This window comes from Chitinolyticbacter albus (assembly GCF_024437655.1).
GTDB classification, from domain to species: domain Bacteria; phylum Pseudomonadota; class Gammaproteobacteria; order Burkholderiales; family Chitinibacteraceae; genus Chitinolyticbacter; species Chitinolyticbacter albus.
The window spans coordinates 1-8,331 of record NZ_JANBVF010000036.1 but is presented as its reverse complement, the minus strand read 5'-3'; the positions used below and the strand labels follow the sequence as shown (position 1 = coordinate 8,331).

Below are 8,331 nucleotides of genomic sequence, written 5' to 3'. Positions count from 1 at the left end.
CTACAGCTTGCGATGTGGCGGCCGGATCAACCGGCCGCCAGCACCTTAGCGGGCGTTGCCCAACACCTTGGCGAGTTCACCATTGGCATCGCCGTCGAGCGACCAGCTGAACGCCCCGCCCAGGCCCTTGGCCTTCACGTAGTCGATCTTGGTCTGGATCACGGCCGGGGTGTCGTAGCTCCACCAGTTGGTGCCGTCGTACTTGTACGACTGCTTGGTCACCGGGTGGACATACACGGTGCCGGCTGCGTTCTTCAGCACCTTGTAGTCCTCGATACCCGCTTCGTAGGTACCGCGACCCGCGCCGGTAGCCGGCTGGTACAGGCCATTGCTGCTGCCTGCGGTCACACCGGTCCAGCCACGGCCGTAGAACGGCACGCCAACCAGCAGCTTGCTGGCCGGAGCTCCGGCGGCGATCAGGTTGTTGATGGCGTCATCGATGTTGTACGAACGCGCCACGCCCACCGACGGATCGGCCGGATCCGGGTACAGGTGCGACTGGAAGTTGGTCGGACCGGTCGCTTCCCAACCACCGTGGAAGTCGTAGGTCATCACGTTGATCCAGTCGAGGTACTGGCTGTACTTGGCCGGTTCGGTCTGATCGATCTTGTCCTTGCCCGAGCCGATCGCCACGGTCAGATACTTGTGACCGTCGTTCAGCGCGTCGAGCTGCTTGCGGAACTCGGCCAGCAGCAGCGTGAAGTTCTGCTTGTCGTTCGGATCGATGGTGTTGTACGGCTGGCCGATCACGCCCGGGTATTCCCAGTCGATGTCGATACCGTCGAACACGCCCTTGGCTGAACCCGGACCACCGCGGCCGCTGTAGCTTGGCAGGTTGCCCTTGATGAACACGTCGATGCACGAGCTCACCAGCTGCTTGCGCCCAGCGTCGGTCTTGGCGGCAGCCGAGAACCACTTGGACCAGGTCCAGCCACCCAGCGAGATAAACACCTTGAGCTGCGGATACTTGGCCTTCAGGTTCTTCAACTCACCGAAGTTACCCGCCAACGGCGATTCCCACGTGTAGGGCTTGCTCGGATCGACCAGACGGCCTGGGGTGCGGCCATAGTCGGCCCAGGCGTCGCCACCGGTACCGGCGGACGGATCGCTTGGGTTGGTCGCACCCGATTCCAGCTTGTCGATGCCAGCCGCGCATTCGTAGCCACCGTTCTTCTGGTAGATGTTGCCGAAGGCGTAGTTGATGAAGGTGAGCTGCGATGCGCTGCCGCTGCTGACGATGTCAGCCACTTCATAGCCACGGCCGTACACGCCCCATTGCGCGAAGTACGAGCCGGTCTGGCGCGCGCCAGCAGGAACCGGGGTCACCGGGCCAGGCGTGACAGGCACCGGTGTCACCGGAACCGGGGTCACAGGCACAGGTGTCACTGGCGCTGGGGTAACTGGGGCCGGAGTCACCGGTGCGGGCGTGACCGGAGCCGGAGTCACCGGCGTGCCACCGCAAGCACCGATATCCTTCCACAGCGTAGGGCTCGCAGCCGGGTTCCAACCAGTGCCGGCGTAGGCGGTATGCGCCACCAGCGCCTGGTAATTGCGGTTGTTGTAGGTGACCTGGTTGCCAACGGCGTAGGCCTTGCCTTCGGCCCAGGCGGTGTAGCAGGCGCCAGGCGCCGGAGTGACCGGTGCGGGGGTGACAGGGGCCGGGGTGACCGGCACGGGCGTAACAGGGGCCGGAGTCACTGGAGCCGGGGTGACGGGGGCTGGGGTCACCGGCGAAGGTGCGCCGCCGATCTTCTTCCACACGCCCCATTCACCAGCCTGGGCCGGGTTGTCGCCCTGGGTCCACCACTTGGCTTCGTACACTGCGCCCTGATAGGTGACGCGCTGGCCACCGGTATAGACGGCGCCTGAGCTCCATTCCGGATACTGGCCGGCAACCGGAGTTGGCGTCACAGGAGCCGGTGTGACCGGGGTCGGGGTGACCGGCGACGGCGTCACGGGCGTCGGCGAGCTGCCCGGCGTACCGGCTGCCTTGAAGATGTTGTAGAAATCGAAGTTGGCCTTGTTGACGAGGCTGTAGGCACCATAGTTGCCCGAGCCGATGCGGTCGCGCTGGAACGACCACCATGCGATGAGGCCGAGGCCCTTCTGCTTGGCGAAGTCGGTCAACGTCTGTGCATCGGCCAGGGTGAAGACTTCGCCCTGCACGTCGTTCTGGCCGATCATCGGCGTCACGCCGACCATGGACCACAGTTCGGCATCGGTCTTGGTCGGGAAGATCGGCTTGATCTGGTTAAACAGCGACTGCGCCGCCTGCACCGCCAGATCGCCCATCTTCTTGCCGCCGGAGATGCCGGAGCCGTAATCCATCGCCATCACGTTGACGAGATCGACGCGCACGCCGGCCTCGGCGGCCGAACGTACCACCGCCACGCCGGGGCTGGTGAGGCCCGTGGGCAGCACCGGCAGCGTGAACGATACATACAGATCCGGGTACTTGGCCTGCAGCGCCTTCAGCGCCGCATTACGGGTGTTGTTCAGCGTGGTGTTGGAGAGCTGGCCGCCTTCCACGTCAAAATCGAGCGCGCGGATGCCGTGGTTGAGGATCATGCCTTCGATCAGGCTGACCATCTGGTCGACCGAACACACGGCTTCGATATAAGTACCGGCGGCGCCGCCGAACGACATGATCACGCGACCGCCTGCCTGGCGGAAGCTGGCGATATCGCCCTTCATCGCGCCGTTCAGCAGATCATTGCCGCCGCCATCATTGGAGATCTTGCACTGGCCGTTGCTGGCGATGGTGAACGCCAGCGTCACGCTCTTGAGGCCGAGCTGCTGCTGGGCCGAGGCGAGGGTGGGGGCCGGGTAACTGCTGTCGCCGCCGTACCACATCTCGAAGTAGGGGGCGATTTCGGTGGCGCTGGCAAAGCTCGATGCCAGCAGCAGCGCCGCGCTCAGCGTTTTCAACGCGAACGCGGGCTTGGCGCCCACGGGCGCCTGGGAGTGCTTCAACATGGTCTTCCATCCTGTGACTATGGTGTTGTGTAGGTGTGCGTACGAACAGTCGAAGCAGCATGGCGACAGCGGCGTGGGCAACTCCTGGCCTTTATTGCAGGGCACAACGCATATGGCGAGATATGCATGCCGCTACAGGCCTTGTCGGGGTTGCGTGCCGCCGCTGCGACACGGGTGCTCCTTCCATCGCACCTGCCCCCACGCCTGGCTGGCCGGGGGCTGCCGCGATTACAACAATGGCAAAGTCGCTCGTAAAATAAGCAAACCCACTCGATCGATAACCAAAAAGAATGGAAATTCGCCTGCTGCGCAGCTTCACTGTGCTCGCGCGCTACCTCAACTACGGTGAGGCCGCGCAGGCGCTGGGCGTGTCGCAACCCGCACTCAGCAAGCAAATTCAGTTGCTGGAAGCCGATCTGGGCGGCGTGCTGTTCCATCGCGGCCGGCACGGTGCCGAACTCACCCCGCTGGGCCGCTTCATGCACGGCCAGGCACAAAAGCTGGTGGCCGACGCCGACCAACTGCAGCAGAGCGGCAGACGGATGGCGGCGGGCCGCATCGGCAGGCTGACGCTGGGTTTCGGGCTATCGACGCAGGAAGTTGCGCCCCGGCTGTTGTCGCTCTTTCGCGAGCGCTATCCGGACGTGGAACTCACTCTGGAAGACATGCCCAGCGCCGTGCAGCTCAACCTGTTGCGCGCCGGCGAGCTCGACATCGGTTTCGTGCGCCTGCCGGTCAGCCACGAGTTCGACTGGATCGCCGTCGTCGACGACCAGCTGGCGCTGGCGCTGCCGGTGGAAGCGAGCTGGGCACGCGGCAAGGCGGGGCTCACCGCCATGCACGATGCGCCCTTCGTGCAGCTGGCGCATCACCGCGGCGCGGGCCTGGTCGACCAGGCGATGCGCTATTGCGCCGCACGCCAGTTCACCCCGCATGTGATCCAACGCGCCGGCGACATCCAGACGGTAATGTCGCTGGTCGCCGCCGGCATCGGCGCCGCCATCGTGCCGCTCACCGCCCAGCGCATCGCCGGCCCGGGCGTACGCCTGATCCCCCTGACCGGCCGCGGTGCACACTGGCAGGTGGGTGCTGCCTGGCTGGCTGGCAACGACAGCCCGCTGATCCAGAACTTCGTCGCGCTGACTCGGGAACATAGCGTGCGCGATCCCGCCCCTGCACCTACCGTCACAGCCTGATCGCGCAGCGCTTGGCACCGTGGGCCTCGGGGGTGATGACATCGCGCTGTTATCTACCGGCCGCAACCGGCGTAGATTCCAGAACGGGCTACGGCCAGGCCAGAACCCGGTTGGGGTGGCACTCGCCATCGATCACAAAGTCGGTGCTGCCGATATCCCGCCAGCCCTGCCGCGCGTAGAAAGTGCGTGCGCGCTCGTTGCCGGCGTATACCGTCAGCCACATCCGGCCGATGCCCGTGAGCGAACGGGCCTGTTGTTCCGCCTGTGCCAGCAAAGCGCTGCCTATGCCTTGCCCGGCGGCATGTCGTTGCACATACAAGGTGGCCAGTTCCACGCCCTCCACGCCCGCAACGGGGCAGGTTGCTGCCAGATCGAGCCGCGCGTACCCCAGCAAATGTCCATCGCACTCGGCGAGCAGCAGCCGTATGCCCGGATCAGCCAGGCATGCCTGGAAGCGTTGCTCGGTGAATTCCTCCAGCGCGTATTTCGCCAGCGCGGACCGGATGCCGGCCGCGGCATAGGTATCGAGCCAGACTTGCAGCGATAGCGCGGCCAGCGTAGGTGCTGCTTCATGGTCGCAGGACGAGGCCAGGCGCAGCGAGAAAGGCATGGGTACGGGCATGGACCGGGAAGGGGCAGGCGGAAATACGGAGTAGCTCAGGGCGCTTCGACAAAGGCCTTGAGCTTGGCGAGCGCCACGTCCCATTCGCGGCCGATCGCCTCCAGCGTTTGCCGTGCCAGCGCCACCTGCGCCGGATCGAGCTGCCACAAACGCTCGCGCCCCACCTTCACGTCGCGCACCACGCCGGCCTCCGCCAGCACTTGCAGGTGCTTGGTCACGCCCTGGCGGGTAATGTCGGTGCTGGTGGTGAGCTGGGTGATGGAAAAAGCACCGCCGGCGCACAGGATGGCGACGAGCTTGAGGCGGATCGGATCGCCCAGCGCGGCGAAGATGCGCGCCAGCGCGTCGCCGGATTCGGCAAAGGCAGGCAGGGTAAACCCTGCCTGCCCGTTGGAGCTATTGCTGTTGGACATAGTTGGTGATGTTCTGCAGTTGCGCCTGCCAGCCCTGGTTGTTCATGCGGAACGCCTCGAAGCGCCGGTGCGGCGGCACGCCATCAAAACCCGATTCAACCACCTTCAAGAGCGTGGCGTTGTCCGGCGCATCGGCGAGCGTGAACTCCACGCGGGTGGGCTGCTCCAGCGTGTAGTCGACCTTCGGGTCGACCGGGTACGGATGCCAGTGAAAGGAAAACCGCTGCTGCGGCTCGATACGCTCGACCACCACATCGAAGAACACATGCTCGAAACCACACTTGAAGACCCGCCCGCGCACACGGCGCCCCGGCTCGAACGCCTGGCCGGCAAGCTCTGCGCCAAACCAGGTGCCGAAGGTCTCGGCGTGCGTGAGTGAGCGCCACACCTTGTCGCGCGAGGCATTGATCACGATGCTGCGCTCGATACGGTCGGTCTGTTGTGCTTCGGTCGTCATGCTCTCTCCTTACGCAGCGGCACTGGCCAGGCAGGTCTCGGCCGGGCGGAACGGCTCCCCGACGCCAGTCTCGACATAGTGCTGCAGGCTGCCCATGAAATGCTGCCAGCCGTTCTGGCACAAATCGTAGCACTCGAACGAGGGCACGAGGCCGACATGCTCGAATTCCAGCCGCGTTCCGCCCTCGACCGAAGGCGTCAGGTGGAACACCAGCTGCGTGCCCACCCATTCATCCTTGTGCTGGAAACGGTTGACATCGATATGCGCCACCGTGCACAGCCAGCGCACCTCCCGCCCCGGTGAGAGCGCCTCGATGCGCATGTGCTTGTAGTGCTGGCCAAAACGAAACTTCACGGTGCCACCGACTTGGGTATCGACATCGCAGTCCTGCGTCCACCAGCCCTGCAGCCCGGCTTTCGTGGTGAGCGCCGCATAAACGGCAGCCGGATCGGCCGCCACGGAGAGGGTTTGCTGATAGTGGTTCATGGCATGCTCCTATTGCAACAATATGGCTGCATATTAAGCATGCGCCACCCCAACACAAATGGCAACAAAAAAGTTGCATTTTGTGAGCTGCGAAGATCGTCAACTTCTATGTCAACTGCAGAGGCCTCTGGCTGAGGTCGCCGACGAGCGCCATCCGGTGCACTGATCACACAGCCGTAGTCCTCGTTGCCCCCTCTCTCCTTTAAAGCTCTTGTGCGGCATGCTGTGCCACAGCAACATTGCTCGCGCCCTGAAGCCATCCGGGGGCTGGAAGTCTGGCCGCTGGCAAATCAGCGCCAATTCTGGCCACGCGCTCCGCACACAACGGGAAAGCGTTCCAGTTCATGGCGCGCCCGTATTGCCTCGAGCTTGCTCCATTTTGGCAATTTCCCTTTTGCTTTCCGGTGAATTGTCAAACCAGCAGCTAGCGCCGCGGCACTGAAACAGATAAGGATTCCCCCATGGATCAATAACCTGCCCGTCAGAGATCTTTATTGCGTCATACCATCCACGACGCTGCTGCTGCAGAATGAATTGCACCGCACTCTGGTTGTTTGCACCGGGCATTGCAAGAACGTGCTTGATACTGGTATTTGCGTAGTATCTCCCCCCAGCCCTCTTTACTTGGCCTAGCTCCCACCTCCCAAACCAACAGCACCAGCAGGATCAGCGATACCACGGCCACCACAACTTTTATCATTTTTCCACGCATTGCCCCGCCTCAGTACTCCGTAGATTGACCATGATCCTTGAGTTGCTCAGGCAGCAGCTCTGGATAGCGATCGTAGATGGGGTTCAGCACCTCAAATAGAACGATCTCCAATACCTTTCCAACCGAAGCACGATAGCTTTTGAAGCTTTCGACATCCGCCATTTCAGCCAACCCTTCAAGAGAATCGCTTAGCCGTTTCGAAAAATCCAGCATCAATTCATTGATGGCTTCTGCACTTCGAATATCCATTGCACACCCTTTTTCAAGTCGCCCACTCTTTCAATCAACAAGGGTGACTCCAGCATTCGGCAAGAGTCACCATCACCCGACTTACTCCTGTTTTTGCAGTCTTCGTTCACAATCAAATACACCGCGCAGCTCGAAGTCGGGAGCACCCGGGTTTGGCTGGTCATAGCACGACACTGGACGACCTTGCACTCGCAAAGGGAATCAATCTTGTCCGGCTCGCGCCAAGAAGCAAGCAGTCATATACCGCCAAACGCAGCTGTATGCACAGAGAAGGTGCGGCCCGTTCGATTGTCCCCCAGCTAAGCGCTTGCCACCCATCACGCAGTTGCGTTCACGCATCTTTCAAATGTTGACGGCAAAATTACTAACCATCAACATCCGGACTCCATATTTCCGCCAAAGGTCACGCCATGCGTCTGAACACGTCGCTGTCTATGCTCGCCCTGCTTTTAGCTGGTCCCTCCCAAGCCGCCTTGATTGCGCTCGAAGGGAACGACGTCGTCTTTCATGTCGATACTGCCGTCAGCTGGATGAGCCAGCTGACCGCCTATGTGGACGGCAATACGTTGAAGTTTCGCGGCGCGGGTGGGCAACCTGCCATCGAAGTCGCTGGCGCGCCGATGGAAGACTCCGATCGGGTCGGGCACATCACCGAGAGTGCATATGGTGATATCAGTGTCAAAGCCAAGGCAGGAAAACGCTTTACCGGCGTGACATCTTGGCAGGACGTTACGCACGAACTGAACGCGTTCGGCGACAACCGCGGGACGGTCCAGACCTGGAGCTACGGTGCAACCTTCGGCTATATCACACCGGAACAACAAGCCGGCCATGCGGAAAGCATAAGCTGGATTATCGCTACAGGAGATCGGAGCCAGCCGGCAGCCCCCCCCCATCCGTGGGTGAATCGGGCTGGAGAAAACAATGGTTCCTACTTCGATGCGGCATTGGGCAACGTCACGTCGATGCACCTGATTTCGTATCGCGAGACCTTCGTCAACTCCTCGTTTGGCCATCTTGCAGGCCGCGGACATGTGGACCCAGGCAGTTTTGGCCGCGTTACCGTCAACAGCTTTGGCATCAGCCTGCAGGTAGCACCCGTGCCAGAGCCGGAAACCTATGCGTTGATGGGCTTGGGGCTGGTCGCGTTGATAGCAGCACGCCGCCGCAAGCCGAAGTAAGCGCCCAAAAGAAAAACCGCCGGTTCCCCGGCGGTTTTT

Annotated in this window: 8 protein-coding genes; 2 read left to right on the top strand and 6 right to left on the bottom strand. The window is 62.3% G+C overall.

The window, feature by feature from the left end:
* Positions 1 to 45 precede the first annotated feature (45 nt).
* Positions 46 to 2,976 (bottom strand): glycosyl hydrolase family 18 protein, encoded by a 2,931-nt coding sequence (locus NLI84_RS16320; RefSeq protein WP_284699957.1) that lies wholly within the window; start codon positions 2,974 to 2,976, stop codon positions 46 to 48.
* A gap of 290 nt (positions 2,977 to 3,266) precedes the next feature.
* On the opposite strand from NLI84_RS16320, the gene NLI84_RS16315 reads away from it, so the two are divergent.
* Positions 3,267 to 4,172 (top strand): LysR family transcriptional regulator, encoded by a 906-nt coding sequence (locus NLI84_RS16315; RefSeq protein ID WP_255991743.1) that lies wholly within the window; start codon positions 3,267 to 3,269, stop codon positions 4,170 to 4,172.
* Positions 4,173 to 4,260: 88 nt separating this feature from the next.
* Here NLI84_RS16315 and NLI84_RS16310 read toward each other — a convergent pair whose 3' ends face one another.
* The 5 genes from NLI84_RS16310 to NLI84_RS16290 form a co-directional block, all read right to left on the bottom strand.
* The gene (locus tag NLI84_RS16310; protein WP_255991742.1) at positions 4,261 to 4,782 is read right to left on the bottom strand and encodes a GNAT family N-acetyltransferase; all 522 of its coding nucleotides are present in this window, start codon (positions 4,780 to 4,782) and stop codon (positions 4,261 to 4,263) included.
* 47 nt (positions 4,783 to 4,829) lie between these two features.
* Entirely contained in the window at positions 4,830 to 5,207 is a 378-nt protein-coding gene (locus NLI84_RS16305) for an ArsR/SmtB family transcription factor (protein ID WP_255991741.1), read from the bottom strand.
* Positions 5,191 to 5,664 carry an SRPBCC family protein gene (locus NLI84_RS16300; protein WP_255991740.1) on the bottom strand — a complete coding sequence of 158 codons (474 nt, stop codon included), beginning with the start codon at positions 5,662 to 5,664 and terminating at the stop codon, positions 5,191 to 5,193. The genes NLI84_RS16305 and NLI84_RS16300 overlap by 17 nt, the downstream gene beginning before the upstream one ends.
* Before the next feature lie 9 nt (positions 5,665 to 5,673).
* Entirely contained in the window at positions 5,674 to 6,150 is a 477-nt protein-coding gene (locus NLI84_RS16295; protein ID WP_255991739.1) for an SRPBCC family protein, read from the bottom strand.
* Between the two features lie 721 nt (positions 6,151 to 6,871).
* A complete protein-coding gene (locus tag NLI84_RS16290; protein ID WP_255991738.1) occupies positions 6,872 to 7,111 on the bottom strand; it encodes a hypothetical protein in 240 nt (79 codons plus the stop codon).
* Positions 7,112 to 7,521: 410 nt separating this feature from the next.
* Here NLI84_RS16290 and NLI84_RS16285 point away from each other — a divergent pair, with 410 nt between their 5' ends.
* Complete coding sequence (locus NLI84_RS16285) at positions 7,522 to 8,292, top strand: PEP-CTERM sorting domain-containing protein (protein ID WP_255991737.1); 771 nt, start codon at positions 7,522 to 7,524, stop codon at positions 8,290 to 8,292.
* Positions 8,293 to 8,331 lie beyond the last annotated feature (39 nt).

What these genes read in the sequence shown, in the direction of transcription:
- NLI84_RS16320 (WP_284699957.1), bottom strand. Translation starts at nt 2,976, where the DNA reads ATGTTGAAGCACTCCCAGGCGCCCGTGGGCGCCAAGCCCGCGTTCGCG.
- NLI84_RS16315 (WP_255991743.1), top strand. Translation starts at nt 3,267, where the DNA reads ATGGAAATTCGCCTGCTGCGCAGCTTCACTGTGCTCGCGCGCTACCTC.
- NLI84_RS16310 (WP_255991742.1), bottom strand. Translation starts at nt 4,782, where the DNA reads ATGCCTTTCTCGCTGCGCCTGGCCTCGTCCTGCGACCATGAAGCAGCA.
- NLI84_RS16305 (WP_255991741.1), bottom strand. Translation starts at nt 5,207, where the DNA reads ATGTCCAACAGCAATAGCTCCAACGGGCAGGCAGGGTTTACCCTGCCT.
- NLI84_RS16300 (WP_255991740.1), bottom strand. Translation starts at nt 5,664, where the DNA reads ATGACGACCGAAGCACAACAGACCGACCGTATCGAGCGCAGCATCGTG.
- NLI84_RS16295 (WP_255991739.1), bottom strand. Translation starts at nt 6,150, where the DNA reads ATGAACCACTATCAGCAAACCCTCTCCGTGGCGGCCGATCCGGCTGCC.
- NLI84_RS16290 (WP_255991738.1), bottom strand. Translation starts at nt 7,111, where the DNA reads ATGGATATTCGAAGTGCAGAAGCCATCAATGAATTGATGCTGGATTTT.
- NLI84_RS16285 (WP_255991737.1), top strand. Translation starts at nt 7,522, where the DNA reads ATGCGTCTGAACACGTCGCTGTCTATGCTCGCCCTGCTTTTAGCTGGT.